Annotated in this window: 14 protein-coding genes; 9 read left to right on the top strand and 5 right to left on the bottom strand. The window is 64.0% G+C overall.

Annotated features, from left to right (window positions below; all coding sequences use genetic code 11):
• Window positions 1-29: 29 nt before the first annotated feature.
• A complete protein-coding gene (locus G3580_RS07495; protein ID WP_173764665.1) occupies window positions 30-2,009 on the bottom strand; it encodes a CHASE2 domain-containing protein in 1,980 nt (659 codons plus the stop codon).
• A gap of 46 nt (window positions 2,010-2,055) precedes the next feature.
• Here G3580_RS07495 and G3580_RS07490 point away from each other — a divergent pair, with 46 nt between their 5' ends.
• The gene (locus G3580_RS07490) at window positions 2,056-2,703 is read left to right on the top strand and encodes a Crp/Fnr family transcriptional regulator (protein ID WP_173764664.1); all 648 of its coding nucleotides are present in this window, start codon (window positions 2,056-2,058) and stop codon (window positions 2,701-2,703) included.
• 33 nt (window positions 2,704-2,736) lie between these two features.
• On the opposite strand, the gene G3580_RS07485 is transcribed toward G3580_RS07490, so the two are convergent.
• A complete protein-coding gene (locus tag G3580_RS07485) occupies window positions 2,737-4,755 on the bottom strand; it encodes a sigma-54-dependent Fis family transcriptional regulator (RefSeq protein ID WP_173764663.1) in 2,019 nt (672 codons plus the stop codon).
• Between the two features lie 342 nt (window positions 4,756-5,097).
• Here G3580_RS07485 and pedF point away from each other — a divergent pair, with 342 nt between their 5' ends.
• From pedF to G3580_RS07455, 6 genes are all read left to right on the top strand, one after another.
• Window positions 5,098-5,520, top strand: coding sequence for a cytochrome c-550 PedF (pedF, locus tag G3580_RS07480; RefSeq protein WP_173768672.1), 423 nt, complete (start codon window positions 5,098-5,100; stop codon window positions 5,518-5,520).
• Entirely contained in the window at window positions 5,507-6,355 is an 849-nt protein-coding gene (locus G3580_RS07475; RefSeq protein WP_173764662.1) for a substrate-binding periplasmic protein, read from the top strand. Before pedF ends, G3580_RS07475 begins: the two co-directional genes overlap by 14 nt.
• A gap of 255 nt (window positions 6,356-6,610) precedes the next feature.
• The gene (locus tag G3580_RS07470; protein WP_173764661.1) at window positions 6,611-7,153 is read left to right on the top strand and encodes a cytochrome b; all 543 of its coding nucleotides are present in this window, start codon (window positions 6,611-6,613) and stop codon (window positions 7,151-7,153) included.
• Between the two features lie 379 nt (window positions 7,154-7,532).
• The gene (adh, locus tag G3580_RS07465) at window positions 7,533-9,053 is read left to right on the top strand and encodes an aldehyde dehydrogenase (RefSeq protein ID WP_173764660.1); all 1,521 of its coding nucleotides are present in this window, start codon (window positions 7,533-7,535) and stop codon (window positions 9,051-9,053) included.
• Between the two features lie 138 nt (window positions 9,054-9,191).
• Complete coding sequence (locus G3580_RS07460) at window positions 9,192-9,563, top strand: DUF779 domain-containing protein (protein ID WP_173764659.1); 372 nt, start codon at window positions 9,192-9,194, stop codon at window positions 9,561-9,563.
• Window positions 9,564-9,597: 34 nt separating this feature from the next.
• The gene (locus G3580_RS07455; RefSeq protein ID WP_173764658.1) at window positions 9,598-10,578 is read left to right on the top strand and encodes a sigma-54-dependent Fis family transcriptional regulator; all 981 of its coding nucleotides are present in this window, start codon (window positions 9,598-9,600) and stop codon (window positions 10,576-10,578) included.
• 69 nt (window positions 10,579-10,647) lie between these two features.
• On the opposite strand, the gene G3580_RS07450 is transcribed toward G3580_RS07455, so the two are convergent.
• The 3 genes from G3580_RS07450 to G3580_RS07440 all read right to left on the bottom strand — a co-directional run bounded on the left by G3580_RS07450 (window position 10,648) and on the right by G3580_RS07440 (window position 13,188).
• Window positions 10,648-11,028 (bottom strand): c-type cytochrome, encoded by a 381-nt coding sequence (locus tag G3580_RS07450; RefSeq protein ID WP_173768670.1) that lies wholly within the window; start codon window positions 11,026-11,028, stop codon window positions 10,648-10,650.
• A 212-nt stretch (window positions 11,029-11,240) separates the two neighbouring features.
• On the bottom strand, window positions 11,241-11,888 hold the full coding sequence (locus tag G3580_RS07445; RefSeq protein WP_173764657.1) for a response regulator: 648 nt from the start codon (window positions 11,886-11,888) through the stop codon (window positions 11,241-11,243).
• Window positions 11,866-13,188: a sensor histidine kinase gene (locus G3580_RS07440; protein ID WP_173764656.1), complete on the bottom strand. Its 1,323-nt coding sequence runs from the start codon at window positions 13,186-13,188 to the stop codon at window positions 11,866-11,868. Before G3580_RS07440 ends, G3580_RS07445 begins: the two co-directional genes overlap by 23 nt.
• Before the next feature lie 192 nt (window positions 13,189-13,380).
• On the opposite strand from G3580_RS07440, the gene G3580_RS07435 reads away from it, so the two are divergent.
• Window positions 13,381-15,264 (top strand): methanol/ethanol family PQQ-dependent dehydrogenase, encoded by a 1,884-nt coding sequence (locus tag G3580_RS07435; RefSeq protein WP_173764655.1) that lies wholly within the window; start codon window positions 13,381-13,383, stop codon window positions 15,262-15,264.
• Between the two features lie 108 nt (window positions 15,265-15,372).
• Window positions 15,373-15,969 (top strand): pentapeptide repeat-containing protein, encoded by a 597-nt coding sequence (locus G3580_RS07430; protein WP_173764654.1) that lies wholly within the window; start codon window positions 15,373-15,375, stop codon window positions 15,967-15,969.
• The last annotated feature ends 1 nt before the right edge of the window (window position 15,970 follow it).

Below are 15,970 nucleotides of genomic sequence, written 5' to 3'. Positions count from 1 at the left end.
TTCACAGCGCCCCGCGCACAACGACCGCTTCATCCCCGTGAGAACACCACCGCGCCGTTGTCCCGCATGGCGGGAAGCGCGCATACCTTCCGGTAGAAATGCGCAGGCCGATGTTCCGGCCACCGCTGGAGCACGGCCTCGAAGCCCCGCGCTGCCGCGTCGATGTCCCCGACCGAAAAGCACGACAACGCCTGCGTGAACGCCGCGTTCGCGGCCGCGGGGCTACGCACGCCGAACGGGGTGCCCAATATATGGAGATCCTGTTTGCCCTTGAAGCGGAAACGCCCCAGAAGGCAGAGTGTGGACGGTTCGAGATGCCGGGTCACGGCCTCCGAGGCGAGCACGGTAAGCCCGAGCGGCTTGCACGCACTCTGGATCCGGCTGGCGGTGTTGACCACGTCGCCTACGGGGCGGATTTCCATGCGGTCTCCCACCCCGAGTTCGCCAAAGAAGACATCGCCCACATGCAGGCCGAAGCGCGTCGGCAGCGTGCCGTCCGCCGCACGCGCATTCATGCGTTCATCGAGGGCCACCGCTGCCGCCACGGCCCGCCGACAGGCACCGGCTTCGTCCTTGCCGACCACCCACAGGCACATGACCGAATCGCCGACCAGATCAGTCACGTCACCGCCGTGCGATTCCACGATCGGTAGAAAGTGCGCCAGATAGCCGTTGAGCATGTCGCGAGCTTCGGCCGGGGTCTTGCCCTCGGCCATGGCGGTATAGGCCGCGATATCGCTGCTCAGGCAGACCGCGCGCAGCACGCGACCGTGCGGGCGCGTCTCGAAGGCGGCGGCAATACGGTCGACGGCGCCGCGACGACGATCGGCTCCGAGCATCTGCTGCAACCTCCGATGACGCCCCCGGGCACGCCGATACTTGAATACCATTCCCAGGGCGGTGACGACCAGCGGGCAGAAAAAGAGCGGAAACACGACCGGCATCCAGACGAACGATGAAGAAAACGCGTGCGCGGCGGCAACACCGAATCCCGTCATCGCCACGACCGTGAGAACGGCCGCCACGCCGGCGCGCGCGAGTCCCCACATCAGCGCCAGCATGGCCGTCCACCCGAGCACCAGCGCCATTGCCTGCCGGCCGTGCCAGGGCTTGAGTGAGCTGCCCTCCATCATGTTGGCCACCGCCGTGGCCGCCAGTTCGACGCCGTTGATGTCCACGCCGTCAGATCGGCTGTACGGGGTGTGGTAGGCATCGAACTGGAGAGACTGGTTCGATTCCGCGAGACCGACGAGCACCACCTTGCCCTTGGCCTCGGGAATCGTCCCTCCGTGCCGGATTCGCTCAAGCGCATCGGCATAGCTGATGATCGGCAGCGTACCGAACGGGCCATAGAGATTGAGCACCAACCGGTCACCCGCACCCGCGGGATAGCGTGGCGAGTGTCCGTACGCGTTCGACCAGCGCTCGAAGAGCCGCACGGGCATGGACGGATTGCCGCCCGCCCCGGTCGGGAAGGTCCAGAATTCGAACACCCCGTCCAGCGTCTTGGGCAGCACGAAGGGCGCGGTCACCCATGCCGCCTCGGCCAGCCGGGGCATGGGTCGAATCAGCCGATCGACGCCGCCGAGAACGCGCCCGCCGTCGGCACGGACGATCTTTCGGACGACGCGCTCGGCCAGCACCACGTTGCCCGCACGCTCGAGGGCTGCGGCAAAGGCCGCGTCGTCGGCCGGATCGCCCGGTTGTTCGAACAGCAGATCGAAGCCCACCGCAACGGCGCCGCTGCGTGCGAGGCCATCGACGAGCGTCGCATGAAAGCTCCGGGGCCACAGATCAGGACGCCGGGGTACCCCGAGTTGCTGCGCGGATGCCGCATCCAGCGCTACAATGACGACCGATTCCGGCGGCATGCGAATACCACGAACGGCATACAGCGTGCTCAGTCCGGTGCTGCGCTCGAGGCCCTGGAGCGGAGAGAGCCAGAGCGCACCGACGATGAGCACGGAGGCGAGGAGCAGCAGGAAGGTTCGCTTCCAGACACGGTTCAAGCACTCAATCTCCGGCAAGAAAACGCAACATCATACAAGGCACAGCATGACGCTTGAGAATATCGAACTGTTTTCAGGGTTGCCCGAAGCGCAGCTGCTCCGCCTGGCCGAACAGGCGCGACAGCGCACCTATCCGGCCGGCACCGTCATCGTGAACGAAGGTGACGAGGCACACGGCATGTTCATCATCAATTCGGGCGCCTTGAAGGTATTCGTCACCGAAGAGAACGGCAAGGAAGTCACGCTTTCGCTGCTGGGTGAGGATGACTACTTCGGTGAGCTCGCCCTCGTGGACGATGCGCCTCGATCCGCCTCGGTGATGACGCTGGAGCGCAGCACCCTGATGCAGATCTCGCGCAACGATTTCAATGACGTCATCGCCACCAACCCGGCCTGCCTGCAGATCATCCTGCGCAATCTCGTCGGCCGCATCCGCGAACTGACCGACAACGTCCGCGCGCTGGCACTCATCGACGTTTTCGGGCGCATTTCCCGGATCTTCGACTCGATGGCCGAGCCCGAGGGTGAGCTGCGCATCATCCGGCGCCGAATGACCCAGCAGGATCTGGCCAACCTGGTCGGCGCCTCGCGCGAGATGGTCAACCGCATCCTGCGCGAGCTGGTCGCTGGCGACTACATCGAGATTCACCATCAGTACATCCTGCTCAAACGCAAACTGCCCGCGCGCTGGTAAGCGGGCGGGCAGCGAACAAGGGCCGCGGGAGCGTCAGAGGCGGCCGAGCTTGCGATACAGGGTGTTGCGGCTGATCCCCAGGCGCCGTGCAGCCTGGGAAATATTGCCGTTGGAGGCGGCCAGCGCCTGATCGATCGCATCGCGCTCAATCACGGCGAGCCGGGCCATCCCCGTGGTCGCGACGCCTGGCATCGGCGCCCCGCGGGCCGTGTTGGAGAAGCTTTCCTGCGACTCCGAGCGGTCGAAGGAGAACAGCTCTTCGGGCAGATGCTCCACGCCGATCACGGTTTCGTCATCGTCGAGCAGCGCCACCGCCAGTCGCAGGGTGTTGTGCAACTGGCGGATGTTGCCCGGCCAGTCGTAGGCACGGAAGCAAGACATCGCCGCTTCGGCAACGCGCAGAGAGCGCCCCTCCCCTTCGATGCGCAGCAGCGACTCGATGAGCGACTCCAGATCGCTACGCTCGCGCAGGGTCGGCAGCGTGACCGTCAGCCCATTGACGCGATAGTAAAGATCCTCGCGGAACCGGCCTGCCGCGATTTCCGAGCGCAGAGTCCGGTGAGTCGCGCACACCAGCGAAATGTCTACCGAGATCGGCTTCGTCCCGCCCACCGGAATCACGCTGCGCTCCTGCAACACCCGCAGCAGGCGGGCCTGCAGATGCAGCGGCATATCGCCGATCTCGTCAAGGAAGAGCGTGCCGCCATGCGCCTGCTGGATCTTGCCGATGGCCCCTTCCTTGCGCGCACCGGTAAAGGCACCGCCGACGTAACCGAACAGCTCCGACTCGATCAGGTTCTCAGGGATGGCGGCACAGTTGAGCGCGACAAACTCCCCCGACGCCCGCGGGCCGCTGAAGTGGAAGGCCTTGGCGAACACCTCCTTGCCGGCACCGGACTCCCCCTGGATGAGGATCGGAATGTCCTTGCCCGAAATCCGGCTGGCGCGATCGATCGCCAGACTCATGCGCATGTCGCCGGTGCGCAGATCGTCCAGCGTCAGCGGGCCATGCGCGCCCGGCGCAGACGTCGCGACGTTGCGCTGAGGCGCCCGTTGTGTTGCCTGCGACTCCCCCTCCAGCACGGAGGTTACTGTGCGTCGAGAAGCGTTCGAAATCATGGAGATGTTGCCTCGCACCCGAGCGTACATGCGCGCGCCGCCAAGTGTTTCAAGCGCGATCAGTGCCGTCGGATTGCCGTTTGCCCTGTCGATCAATTGCCCCAGCGGGGTTCGGAACAGCATGCCGAAATCCGCCTTGGACAGGTTGTTGCGTGCCACGCCGAGCAGATCCAGGCAGGCCTGACTGGCGCCCAGGACCTGTCCGTCGACGGAGACCGCCAGTACCGCCTCCTGCACGCAGCCGACCTGGTCCGGGCTCAGATACAGGGACACGAGGACGTCGGACGCGAACTCCGCATCGAACAGATTGCGCTCAAGCAACTGAGCGCCCATGCGCACCAGCCCGAGCGTGTGACTCTGGTACAGGCGGGAGTCGCCGGAGATGTCCAGCACGCCCATGAGCGCGCCATGGGGATCGAAGACCGGCGTCGCACTGCAAGTGAGAAAGCCGTGCTGGGGCATGAAATGCTCGCAACCGAAGATCTCGGTGGGTCGACGATCGACGATCGCGGTGCCGACCGCGTTGGTCCCGCGCAGCGCCTCTTCCCACGAAGCCCCCGGCGCCAGGGCCACACGATCAGCACGATTCAGGAACCCCGGGTCGCCGACACGGTGCAGCAACATGCCCGTCGCGTCGGCGAGCAGGACGACACTGCCGGAATCCTTGACCTGCTGATAGAGCGACTCGACGATCCCCATCCCGTGCGACAGGAACCGGTGGTTGCGCTCCCTCAGTTCGCGCAGCCGGGCGTCGCTGACAGGTTCCGCGATCCCCGTTTCGACCTTTTCGTCCAGACCGGTGCTTCTGCACCGCTCCCAGGATCTGAGGATATCCTGGCCGATCAGCGAATCGGGACGGTCATTGCGCTCGAAGAACAACCTACGCGCTCGCTCGATCTGGTCGAGACGGCGCAAATCGGATGACTGCTCCATTTCTCCTCCGCCGGGATACCGTGCCGGGCAAGCCCGTGCCGGCTTCCTCCTGTATTAGAATGGCTCCCGCTGCTTTGAAACAGGACACCTGCTCCAAAGTTGAGCACACGCTCTACGGGCAACTGTATCAAAAAGTCTGCCGAAAAGGCAGATTTTGCAAATTTGCAGACGAATGGTGGGTCAACTGTCCGCCCCGCTTCGACGTTAACACCATTCGACGACCCACGGCAGCCCCTGGCACGGCTGTTGCTCGGTTGTACAGCCGCGGGCGGAACAGCCCGACAGATTATTCGTGATTCACACAAGAGGAGAATCGAGGTGACCCTGAACTTCCGACAAGCGATGTACGCTCGTGCCGCTGCCTGCGCAGCTGTCTTTACCCTGGCGCTTGGCGCCACCCAAGTCGCCGCGCACGGCAACGTGACCCCGCAGGCCGTCGACGTATCCTCCCTCAAGCCGATCGGTGATGAGTGGCTGGCCAGCAACCCCTATCGCGGCAACAAGGAAGCCATCCGCATCGGCGCTTCCGCCTTCAACCAGAACTGTGCCCGCTGCCATGGCCTCGAAGCCATTTCCGGCGGCATCGCCCCCGATCTGCGCTATCTGCCCCCGGGCGACGAAGGCGATGAAATCTTCCTGAACCGTATCCGTCACGGTTCCGTGCGCGGCGGCCGTGTCTACATGCCTCCGTTCGAAGGCATCCTGCAGCAGGAAGCCATGTGGTCGATCCGCTCCTGGCTGGAGACGGTGCATGTCGAGGACTAAGTCCATGATGCGCGCGCTCGCCCTGTGTGCGGGCCTGGTGCTGGGCGCGACCGCTTCGGCGGTTGGCGCCACCGCACCCCAGACGCACGAGGCGGGCCGCCTGCGCATCGCCGTCTACAACGACTTTGCTCCCTATTCCGACAACGGGAAGGGGGTGGACGTCGCCATCGGACGCGAGCTAGCCAAACGCCTGGGCCTGCAGGCCGACATCGTCGGATTCAACGCCGACGAGGACATGAATGACGATCTGCGCAACATGGTGTGGAAAGGGCACTACCTCGGCACCCAACCGGCCGACGTGATGCTGCACGTGCCGGTGGATCACTACCTCGAGAAGAAGAACGAACAGGTTCACATCTTCGGCCCCTATCATCTCGAGACGATCGCCATCGCACGCAATCCCCAGCGCGTGCCGCCCGTGGCAGGTTCTGCCGCCCGCGCGCTCGAGGTGTTCACCCACGAGAAGATTGGCGTCGAGGTGGCCAGCCTGCCCGACGACTTCCTGCTCTCCGTCCTCAACGGCCGTCTTCGCGAGAACGTGACGCACTTCATGACCATCCCCGAAGCCGTCGCGGCACTCAAGAAGGGTGAGATCGCTGCCGTCATGGCGACACGCGCGGAACTCGAAGGCGCCCTGGGCACTCAGAGCAAGTTCGAGATCTCCGAAGTCCAGATGCCGGAACTGCGCATCAAGGGCTGGCCGATCGGCATGGCGGTCAAGGCAGACAACGCGAGTCTCCAGGCAGCCCTGTCCAAGGCGCTGGAAGATATCTATCACGATGGGACGCTGGATCGCATCTTCGCCCAGCACGGCATCACGCACCGCGTCCCCTGAAGTCCGTCCCGACGACCAGGAGACAGGCCCAATGCCCCAGCGCTTGATACGACGCGCTCCGATGGCGAACCGCCAAAGGTCATGGAGCGATCATGGCGACGAGCGCGCGATCGGGGTGCGCCATGGCTCCTGACGGGAGACGGTACGTCAGTATCACAGGCCGGTCCGATGTGACCGGCCTGATCCATTTTCATGACCGGAACGTGGCACCCACGCGCCACCTTCCGAAAAACACCCTCCGGGAGTGAGCACCAGATGAAGTCAGCGAACCGCTACGGCGCGGGCGCCATTGCCCTGCACTGGATTCATGCCGTCATCGTCCTCGGCCTGATCGGCTGGGGGATCTGGATGGCCGATCTGCCTAAAGGGCCGGAGCGCGGCTGGGCCTTCGGCATTCACAAGTCGTTCGGCCTGATCGCCATCGCGCTGATCCTGGTGCGCATCGCCTGGCGCGCCGGACACCCGCCCCCCCTCCACACCGGTCTGTCGGCGCTCGAGGAAAAGCTGGCCAAAGCCGGCCACAGGCTGCTCTATGTGCTGCTTGTCCTGGTTCCTGCAGCGGGTTTCACGTCCGTCAGCTTCACCAAGTATCCACTGAAGTTCTTCGGCATCCCGTTGCCCAAGCCCGGTTACCCGGACGAGACGCTCAACGCGATCTTCAGCGAAACGCACGAAATACTCGCGTGGACGTTGCTCGCCGTCATCGTGATTCATGTCGCCGCTGCCATCCGGCACGGCGTACGTGGTGACGGCACACTCAGGCGCATGCTGCCGGGCGCCCATCAGCCGGAGCCCTGAGCGCCCGCCCCATCCCGGCATCGGATCCCGAATCGCCCGCACCGACTTCATGTTCGCGCGGGCGGTGTCTTTTTTGCACCCAGCAATCGGCCCCAAAGTTGACGGGATCTGCCGTTATATCCCTACAGAAATAGCGGTTTTGCCGCGATCGGATCAGATCTGACAGCCCGCATGCTCCAACTGCTCCATTAATGAACACTCGCTCAGCGTCGACCTGTTCAATCCCTGAACACCACAAGCCAGGCCTGACCGAGCCGCCGTCCCACTGCCTTGTTTTTTATGCATTTTTATTGATGCCAGGCAGCCGGCACGGCTGTTGCAGAGATACCTGAGCGAGCAGGCATGCAGTCTGCAGCATGAACATTTTTTGGAGACACTCATGATCTTTGCATTCCCTGGTCAAGACGGCGCGCCCGTACAGTTCAAACAAAAATACGACAACTTCATCAACGGCAACTGGGTCGCCCCGGTTCGCGGCCAATACTTCGACAACGTGACCCCGATCACCGGCCGTCCGTTCTGCCAAGTTGCTCGTTCCACCGAAGAAGATATCAACCTGGCACTGGATGCCGCTCATGCCGTGCGCGAAAAGTGGGGCAAGACCGCCGTCGCCGAGCGTGCCGCGCTGCTGAACAAGATCGCCGACCGCATGGAAGCCAACCTCGAGAAGCTGGCCTATGCAGAGACGGTCGACAACGGCAAGCCGATCCGTGAAACCATGGCCGCCGACATCCCGCTGGCCATCGATCACTTCCGTTACTTCGCCGCTTGCGTTCGCTCGCAGGAAGGCTCCCTCGGTGAAATCGACGAGAACACCGTCGCTTACCATTTCCATGAGCCGCTGGGCGTGGTCGGTCAGATCATCCCCTGGAACTTCCCGATCCTCATGGCTGCCTGGAAGCTGGCACCGGCACTGGCTGCGGGTAACTGCGTGGTCATGAAGCCCGCCGAGCAGACCCCGACCGGCATTCTGGTCATGATGGAACTGATCGCCGACATCCTGCCCCCGGGCGTGCTGAACATCGTCAACGGTTTCGGCCTCGAAGCCGGCAAGCCGCTGGCCTCCAGCCCGCGCATTGCCAAGATCGCCTTCACCGGCGAGACGACCACCGGTCGCCTGATCATGCAGTACGCCAGCCAGAACCTGATCCCGGTGACGCTGGAACTGGGCGGCAAGTCCCCGAACGTCTTCTTCGAAGACGTCGCCGCCCAGGACGACGCCTTCTTCGACAAGGCCATCGAAGGCTTCGTGCTGTTCGCCCTGAACCAGGGTGAGGTCTGCACCTGCCCGTCCCGCGCCCTGATCCAGGAATCCATCTACGACAAGTTCATGGACCGCGCCCTGGCCCGCGTCAAGGCCATCAAGCAGGGCAACCCGCTGGACACCGAGACCATGATCGGCGCCCAGGCCTCCACCGAACAGGTCGAGAAGATCCTGTCCTACATCGACATCGGTCGCCAGGAAGGCGCCCAGTGCCTGACCGGCGGCGAGCGCGGCAGCCTCGGCGGTGATCTGGCCGAAGGCTTCTACGTGACCCCGACCGTGTTCAAGGGCCACAACAAGATGCGCATCTTCCAGGAAGAGATCTTCGGCCCGGTCGTTTCCGTGACCACCTTCAAGGATGAAGCCGAAGCCCTGTCGATCGCCAACGACACCCTCTACGGTCTGGGTGCCGGCGTGTGGAGCCGCGACGGTTCCCGTGCCTTCCGCATGGGTCGCGAGATCAAGGCCGGTCGCGTGTGGACCAACTGCTACCACCTGTACCCGGCGCACGCCGCCTTCGGTGGTTACAAGCAGTCCGGTATCGGTCGCGAAACCCACAAGATGATGCTCGACCACTATCAGCAGACCAAGAACCTCCTGGTCAGCTACAACCCGAACAAGCTCGGCTTCTTCTAAAACAACCGGCAGGGGCGCGAGAGCACAACAACCAACCGCGCCCCGTCGGGAGCCGAGCAGGGTCTCCCTCCTCATCGAAAGATGAGACACCTTCCGGGCGGACCTTGTGTCCGCCCGCTTTTTTTCGGAGGCACCCCAATGGTAGATCGAGTCACGGCCACACCCGCGGCACTCGAGCTGATCGCCTTTCTCGAGAACAAGCATGGCCCGCTGATGTTCCATCAATCCGGCGGTTGCTGCGATGGCAGCTCGCCCATGTGCTATCCGCGCGACGAGTTCAAGGTCGGAGACAGCGACGTGTTCATGGGTCGCATCGGTGGTCAGCCTTTCTACATCAGCCAGTCACAGTACGAGTACTGGAAACACACCCAACTGATCATCGACGTGGTCGACGGCCGCGGCGGCATGTTTTCGCTGGAGGGTTCCGAAGGCAAGCGCTTTCTGACCCGTTCCCGCCTGTTTACCGACGACGAGTTCGCCTGGGTCGAAGCCAACCCGCCGGCCCCCTGAGCGCGCCACATCCAGCACGCGGAGCCAACCCCGCATGATGCCCACCCCGCCCGACTGCGCACTCGGACGCCTCGCCAGCGGCGACCCCCGGGTCCGACGCGCCATCGACCGTGCGCACTGCATTCTCGACAAGCCGATTCCGCTGCTGATTCAGGGAGAGTCCGGTGTCGGCAAGGAGATGTTCGCGCAGGCGTTCCATCGCAGCGGCACTCGCGCCGACAAGCCCTTTGTTGCCCTGAACTGCGCGGCGATTCCCGAGCACCTGATCGAATCCGAACTGTTCGGCTATCTTGGCGGTGCGTTCACCGGCGCCCGCAAGGAAGGCTCGATGGGGAAGATCGTCCAGGCCTGTGGCGGCACGCTGTTTCTGGACGAGATCGGCGACATGCCCCTGAGCCTTCAGGTCCGGCTGCTCCGAGTGCTTCAGGAGCGGGTCGTCGTCCCCCTCGGCAGCGTTCAGACCATCCCGGTCGAGTTCTCCCTCATCTGCGCGACCCATCACCACCTTCAGGATGCGGTAGCGCACCACCGTTTTCGGGAAGACCTGTACTTCCGCATCAATGGCCTGACGGTGACACTGCCGCCCCTGCGCGAACGCTGTGACGTGCTCGATCTGGCACATGCCATGCTGAAGACGTCGGCACCCGAGCGCGAGCTTTCACTGACCCCAGAGGTGTGCGACCTCTTTCTGCGCCACCCGTGGCCGGGCAACCTGCGCCAACTCAACAATGCGATCCGGGTCGCGGTCGCCTTGCTCGAGCCCGAAGAGACCCGTATCTGCCTCATGCACCTTCCGGAAGAACTGCTCGAAACCGACGACGTGATGCCCATATCGGCGGCACCCGCCGCGTCGGCCCAAAGCAGCGACTTGAAAAGCATGACCCTCAGTGCCATCGACCATGCGTTGGCAAGCACCGGCGGCAACGTATCGGCCGCCGCGCGGCTGCTGGGCATCAGCCGAAACACGCTCTACCGACGCATGAACGCAGCACCGGTCGACTCGCGGCGTCGCTGATTCCAGACAACAAAAAAGCGCCGCTCGATCGCGGCGCTTTTTTTCAGGGCCGAATGCCGGCCATCACCCTTACTTCTTGAGGGACAGGATCCAGCTCACCAGAAGACGGGCATTGCCTTCGGTAATGGCCACGGCGTTGGGCGGCATGGAAAGCCCGCTCACCTTGCCCTTCCAGTGACTGCTATAGGGGTTGGAGCCCTCCAGCACGATACGGGTCAGGAACTGCTGGGCGCCAGGCTTGCCGGCGTACTGCTCGGCCACATCCTGCCATGCCGGACCGATCGGCTGCTGCCCGTTGGGGCCGGCCTTTCCGGATTCGATCGAGTGACAGGTCAGGCAGCCACTTTGCAGGGCCAGTTTCTTCATGTCGGCGTCTTGATCGGCGGCAAAAGCAGACGTAGACAGGGTCAGGCACAGAGCACCAGCGGCGGCGTAGTGAGCAAGCTTCATGGGAAATCCTCCTAGTGAAATTGGGGAAAATAAAATCTTCTGCATTGTGTGTTTATCTGTGGCCGGATCATCCTCGTGCCGGCGCATCTCCCTCTCCTGCGTTTTCGTACCCCAAGCCGTCAACGCCGTACAACGGATTCTATTGGCAGTTTGGAGACAACTTTCTGACCAGCATCAAACTTCTCGGGTTTTTTGGTTGCGCCGCGGCAATTTCAATTCAACGCGCTTGCCGGCATATCGACCAATCCATGGCGTGCCGCAAGATGCAAAAGGGAAAAGTCGTTTTCCGCATTCAATTTTTGGCGCACTGCAGAAAGATAATTGAGCACGGTTTTCTGACTCAGGTGCATGTGCGCCGCGATACTCGCGGTCGATTCACCGCGCACCGCCAGTCGCAGCACTTCGAATTCGCGCGGCGTGAGTTGGCGGCTCAGATCTCCCGAATCAAGCGCGGCGCAGGCCAGTGCATGGGACACTTCCGGTGACATGACCCGCCGCCCGGCCGAAACGCCGCGAATGGCCTCGATCATCTGCCCCGGATCGCTACACTTGGTGAGGTAACCGGTCGCCCCCGCCTGGAAGGCCTGGCTGACCAGATTCGCACTGTCGTGCATCGACACAACGAGGATGCGCAGTTCGGGTTTGCGCGCCAGAATGCGGCGGATCGCCTCGATGCCGCTCGCACCGCGCAGACTCAGATCGACCACTGCGACGTCCGGCTCACAGCGCTTCACCGCGGCATAGGCCTCATCGGCATCGGCCGCCTCGGCCACCACTTCGAGGTCCGGCTCGGCATCGATCAGGCGTCGGTAGCCCGAGCGCACGATGGCATGATCGTCAAGCAACAGGATTCGAATCATGCGTCACTCCTCTTTGTGTCGGCTGCAATGGCAACCGAAGGACCAGCACCAGCCCACCAGCCTCTGAGTTTTCCGTGGTCAGCGTACCACCGGCCATGGCGGCACGCTCGCGCATGCCCAGCAGCCCGATCCCTACGTTCGCGTCGCGTGGATCGGCCAATCCGTGGCCGTTGTCCATCACGCGCAGTTCCAAACATCCGGCGGCACAGCGCAAGCCGATCGTCACCCGCGTGGCACCGCTATGCCGCGCCACATTGGTCAGCGCCTCCTGGACCCCCCGATAAACGCACAGGGCACTCGCCGATTCGATCGGCGGCAGATGCCCGGGCAGGTCGAGCCTGACCTCGACACCGGTCGTCCGTGTTTGCCAGGAACGCACGCAATCGCGCACCGTATCGACCAGCCCGACGCCGTCGAGACCATGGGGTCGTAGCCGGCTCAACAGCCCCCGCAGATGCTGTCCGAGATGATCCGCCTGATGACAGATGTCGCTGGCCGCGTCCGACAGCTCGGCGGGCCGAGCGCGACCGGCATGGCGCTGGACGAAGGCGGCGGACAGGCCGATGGCGGTCAGCGACTGGCCGAACTCGTCATGCAGTTCGCGCGCGATGTCCCGCCGTTCGGTTTCCTGCACCGAAATCAGACATTGTGACAGCGTGCGTTGTGCCGATCGTGCGGCCGCGAGTTTCGCCGCCAACCGGTCGATGGCACGGGCGAGCACTCTGAATTCACGCAGCGCAAAGTGCGGGCCTTTCGTCCCGCGCGCCTCCGGATCGTCCAGCGCGGTAATGCGCGCCTCGAGCAGGCGCACCGGCGCCAGCGCTCGCCCCACCGCGAACCAGACCGTGGCCATGGTGAGCAGGGAGAAGGCGAGTACTGTCAGCACCCACTGGCCGGCGTCACGCACGATCTCGCCGATTTCGCTGCGCGGATCAGGGCGAACGTAGAGCACTTGCGGTCCCACCGCGATCCGCTCGATCGGCGCTGCCCGGCTTTCGCTGCGGGCCAGCCGGTCGGCCAGGCGTTCGGACCAGTCCGCTGCTCCGATTTGAAGCGGTTGCTCCAGACTGGCGCGATCCAGCGCGACACGAATGTGACGGAAATGGCCGTCGGCCAGACGCGCCACCAGCGCCTCGTCTCCGGACACGGCCGCCCGCATCAAGCCCACCAGGCGCTCCGATGCCTCGAGTTCATGCGCCACATCGGCACGCAGGGCAACACCCGCCCAGGCGATGGCAGCGCCGACCAGCACCAGAAAGAAGGCGGCCAGAGTCAGCGTCAGGCGACGGCGAAGATCCATGATTCATCCCTTTGCGGATGGCGAGCACTCCATTGACGCAAATGGCGTACCAGAGCACATCAGGAAGATTTCCCTGCTTTGGCATGGCGCGGTCCCGGGCCACCGCACCGGCATCCTTCGATACTAAGCGGCACGTCGCGGCGCCCCCCAATCCGCTGCCGTGACGCAAAAACAAGGAGACTAGAAGTGTCAATGAATACATCGAATCGCATCGCCGGGCCCCGGACGCGAAACCTCGCCATCGCCATCGCCGCCATCTTCGCGGCGCCAGCGTTCGCGAGCAAGGCGGTGACCTGGGACGACATCCGGAACGACGCCAAGACCCCCGGCGACGTGCTCACCTATGGCATGGGCCTGAAGGCCCAGCGTCACAGCCCGCTCAAGACCATCAACACCAAAAACGTATCGGCGCTCGTGCCGGCATGGAGCTTTTCCTTCGGCGGCGAGAAACAGCGCGGCCAGGAAGCCCAGGCGCTGGTGGCCGACGGGGTCATCTACGTGACCGCTTCGTATTCGCGCATGTTCGCCATCGACGCGCGCACCGGCAAGCGGCTGTGGGACTACACCTATCGCCTGCCCGACGACATCCGCCCGTGCTGCGACGTCGTCAACCGCGGCCCGGCCATCTACGGAGACAAGGTGTTCTTCGGCACGCTCGACGCGGCCATCGTCGCGCTGAACAAGGACACCGGCAAAGTCGTATGGAAGAAGAAATTCGGCGATCACAAGATCGGCTACACCATGACCGGAGCGCCCTTCGTGGTCAAGGATGCCAAATCCGGCAAGGTCCTGCTGATCCATGGCTCCTCGGGCGACGAGTTCGGCGTGGTCGGCATGCTCTATGCACGCGACCCCGACACCGGGGAGGAAGTCTGGGCCCGGCCGATGGTCGAAGGGCACATGGGGCGCCTGCACGGCAAGGACAGCACCCCGACCGGCGATCCCAAAGCGCCCAGCTGGCCCAACGACCCGAGCTCGCCCACGGGCAAGGTCGAGGCCTGGAGCCATGGCGGCGGCGCCCCGTGGCAGACCGCCAGCTTCGACATCGAGAACAACACCATCGTGATCGGCGCCGGCAACCCGGCCCCGTGGAACACCTGGAAACGCACCGCCCAGGGCGACGATCCGCGCAACTGGGACAGCCTGTTCACTTCCGGCCAGGCCTACGTGGACGCCGCCACCGGCGAACTCAAGGGCTTCTTCCAGCACACCCCGAACGACGCCTGGGACTTCTCGGGCAACAACTCGGTGGTGTTGTTCGAGTACAAGGATCCGAAGACTGGCAAGATGGTCAAGGCCTCGGCGCACGCCGACCGCAACGGCTTCTTCTTCGTCACCGACCGGGAGAAACTCGCCAAGGGCGCCGGTTATCCCAACAAGCCCACTTCGCTGATCGGCGCGTGGCCGTTCGTCGACGGCATCACCTGGGCCAAGGGCTTCGACCTGAAGACCGGCAAACCGATCGAAAACGACAACCGCCCCCCACTACCCAAGGAAGGCGAGGACAAGGGGGACACCATCTTCGTCTCGCCCCCCTTCCTCGGCGGCACCAACTGGATGCCGATGGCGTACAGCCCGCAGACCGAGATGTTCTACATCCCCTCCAACGAATGGGCGATGGACTACTGGACCGAGCACCTGACCTATCAGGCTGGCTCTGCCTATCTGGGCCAGGGCTTCCGCATCAAGAAACTTCATGACGATCATGTGGGCGTGTTCCGCGCCATCGACCCGAAGACCGGCAAGATCGTCTGGGAGCACAAGGAGAAATTCCCCCTCTGGGCCGGCACGCTCACCACCGCCGGTGGCCTGCTCTTCTCGGGCACCTCGGACGGCTACGTCAAGGCCTTCGACGCCAGGACGGGTGACGAGCTGTGGAAATTCCAGACCGGATCGGGCGTCGTCTCCATCCCGATCACCTGGGAGATGGACGGCGAACAGTATGTCGGCATCCAGTCCGGCTACGGTGGCGCGGTGCCGTTGTGGGGCGGCGACATGGCGGATCTGACCAAGCAGGTCACCCAGGGCGGCTCTTTCTGGGTCTTCAAACTGCCCAAGAAAGTCGCCGGCATGTAATTCCATCAGCCCTTGGTGCCGGGACCGCCTCCCGCGCTGCGCACCTGCGCCCATGCAACGGCACGGGTGCGGAGCACGGGTCCCGGCACGCCTTTTTTCCAAGAACCCATGAACACAACCACCGCCACCGTGCTGCTCGCGCTGGCCCTGTCCAGCCTATCCACACACGCCGTCGCCAATACCGACGCACCCGACGAGAGCGGAACGCTCGTCATCAACGGTTGCCCGATCTGGCCCTATACCCGCTGCCCCGGCGCGGATCTGCGTCATGCCGATCTGTCGGCCCGCAATCTGGCCGGCGCCGACCTGCGCGGCGCCAACCTCACCCGGGCCGACCTGCGCGCGGCGAATCTGGCCGGCGCCAAGCTCGACGGCGCCAACCTCACCGCTGCCAACCTGAGCAAGGCGAGTGCGCCGGCTGCGCACTTTCGCAATGCCAAATTCATCGGCGCCAACCTCGAAGCCACGCGCCTGATGCGCGCGGACCTGACCGGCGCGGACCTGACCGGCGCCACGCTCGAGTACGCACGCCTGAATTTCGCCTGGCTCGACGACGCGATACTGGTAGGCACCAACCTCCAGGAGGCGAAGTTCGTCACCGTCAACCTGCGCGGCGCGACCATGGAAGGCTGTTACCTGCGCTACACGATCTTCCCGGATTCCGATTTCGCCCACTGCAAAGGATGCCCGAGCGGATGGAAATGAC

Origin of the sequence: Nitrogeniibacter mangrovi (assembly GCF_010983895.1) — a bacterium.
GTDB lineage: Bacteria > Pseudomonadota > Gammaproteobacteria > Burkholderiales > Rhodocyclaceae > Nitrogeniibacter > Nitrogeniibacter mangrovi.
Note: the sequence above shows the minus strand (reverse complement) of the source record. Positions and strands in the feature narration are given on the sequence as shown.